At 67.7% G+C, this 2,558-nt stretch carries 1 protein-coding gene; it reads right to left on the bottom strand.

Translation table 11 applies throughout. The features are described 5' to 3' along the window. Positions 1-2,558 (bottom strand): MG2 domain-containing protein (locus BFL28_RS16670; RefSeq protein WP_241527372.1); only part of this gene is annotated, 2,558 nt, incomplete at both ends.

Raw genomic sequence — 2,558 nt, 5'->3', positions numbered from 1 at the left:
CCCCTTCTCTATGCGGCGCCGGCGTCAGAGGTGTAAAAGAGCCGACCACTTGAGTCTGCGCGGTCGAGGTGATGACCGCGATCGGCCGCTCGCCCATCATCGCGCCCAGCACGTCCCAGCTTTCGTTCGGCGCCAGCTGCAACAGCGCCTCGTCCACCGCCACGAACGCCACATCGGCGTCGGGCGCGGCCGATCCGTCCGGGTTCTTCACCTGCAACGCCACCTTCGCGACATCGCGCGCGGCATAGCGGTCGCGATCGGCCTTCACCGACACGCCCATGCGATGCCCTTCCCAGCCGACCTTGATCTTGGCGATGCCCAGGCGAAAGCTCGGCTTGGCCAGGTCCACCGTCGCGGTCGGCGCCGCACCCTCGCGTGAGAAGAACGGCAGGTTCCAGCGCCGCGCCAGATCGGCCCACCACAGCTTCCACCCGCCGATGCGCCCGCGCACCGCCATGACCGAGACATAGACGTCCGGCGCATATACGCCCTTCAACGGCACCTCGACGACCGGATCATCGCCCGACAGCGTGGTGACAAAGCTCGACAGCACGCCTTCGCGCTCCACCGTCACCAGTGCGGTCGCCTCGCGGAACGGCATCCGCACCTGGAATCGCGCCGTGTCGCTCGCGGCATAATCCTGCTTCTCGGGCACCACGTCCATGCGGTCGCCATTGTCGCCGCCGAACCACCAGTCATCCTCGCCCGCCAGCCACACCGATGTGCTGGCCGTGGCCACATTGCCCTGCGCGTCCGCCGTCGTCGCGACGGCATGGACTTCGCCCGACACGCCGGGATCGACCGAACATTGCGCCAGGCCCAGTTCGTCGGTCGTCGCCGAACAGCTGGCCGACAGCTTGGTCGTCCGCATGTTGTTCTCGTACGCGTAGAACCCGCCGATCAGCCGCCGTCGCGCGGTCAGGATCTCGCGGCTGTACACCGCGATGCTGACCTTCTGTCCCCGGATCGGCTTGCCCTGCGTATCCAGCGCGACCAGGCGCAGCCGCAGATCGTCCTGCTTCATCAGCCAGCCGTCGGTCCGAATGCCCAGCTGCACGCCCGAGCCGTACAGCGAGATGCGGCGCGAGGCCGTCAGGATCTCGCCATTGGCGTCCTGATAATCCATCTCGACCCGCATCGAATGGTTGCCGGTCAGCCCCGCCGGCACGTCCACGCTGGTCCGCGCCGTGCCGTCAGCGCCCAGCGTCACGGGGATCGTCTGCATCGGCGGCAGCGCGGCATTCTCCGCCTCGCCCTCGCCGTTCATTGGCTTGACGCCCTCGGTCAGCGGCGCGCCGGTGAAGGTGAAGCCGTCATAGCCGTCCGGCCGCGGCACCGACTCATAATAGCCGATGCGCAGTTCGACCGGCAGGTTCGACGCACCCCCGCCCGACAGATATCCGGCGAACAGGTCCAGCGGCAGCGTCTTCGGCCTGACCGCCGCCTCTTTGGGACCACTCACCGTCGCCTTCATCGTCGGCAGCTTGTATTCGTCCACTTTCACCGACTGGCTGGTGAAGATCGTTTGCTCATCCTCGTCCGGCTTGCTCGCCGGTTTGACGAAGGCCAGGTCGTAGTCGCCCATCGGCGCGCCCTGCGGCACGTTCCACGCGCTCTCGCCGACGCCACTGCCGTCGATCGTCACCGGCAGCTCGAACTTCGTGTCCGATCCGCGATGCGTCAGCCGCAACGTGCCCGAAAAGCCCGCCGGCGTCGCAAAGCCCTGCGCCACCGGGCGACGCAGCACATGCTTCATGTTGACCGCCTCGCCCTGCCGGACCAGCGCGCGGTCGAAGATGGTGTGGACGATATCGCCGGCCGCCTCATAGCCATAGCGCAGGTCGAAGTCGTACGGGCGGATGCCCTCGCCCCATGCGGTGAGCGTGAAGCTCATGTCGTCGCCCTTGCGCGCCGATATCATCAGCGGGCGCGAATCCGATTCATTGTCGCAACTGCCCCAGCTTTGCGGCTCGGGGATCCCGCTGTTCACCGCCAGCCGCCCCTGCGCATCGGTCGTTCCGGTCGCGAGCGCCTGCCCCGTGCAGCTGTCGGTCACCTTGACCGCCGCACCGCCGACCGGCTTGCCGCTGTCGAGCGCGGTCACCCAGGCGAGCGAGCCTTCACGGCCCCATTTGAAATGCACCGCCATGTTGGTGACCAGCGCCCCCGCCGCGACATATCGCGGCGCGTCGCGGCCGAGCAGCGCGCGGCCGAGCTGCGGCGAAGCCAGCTCGACGACATAAAATCCCGGCTTCTTGAGCGGGATGCCGACGACCTCGAAATCCTTGCCCTTGCCCGGCAGGCCGATGTTGAGCGGCGCGCCCAGCTTCGCGGCCAGGATCGGCGTCGCGCCAGTCTGGTTGATCTTGACCGTCTTGCCGCCGCGCTCGACCTCGTCCACCTTATATTCGTCGGCCTTGTCGATCGTGCGCAGCCACTTCGCGATCACGCCGTCCGACGCATCGATGCGCATCTGCTGCCCGGCGACGCTCAGCCTCTTGCCCTGCAATCCGGCTTCGACGTTGCGCACGGTGACGGGCAGGATGCCGCCCTCGCCC

The organism is Sphingomonas turrisvirgatae (assembly GCF_001721295.1).
GTDB lineage: Bacteria > Pseudomonadota > Alphaproteobacteria > Sphingomonadales > Sphingomonadaceae > Sphingomonas > Sphingomonas turrisvirgatae.
Note: the sequence above shows the minus strand (reverse complement) of the source record. Positions and strands in the feature narration are given on the sequence as shown.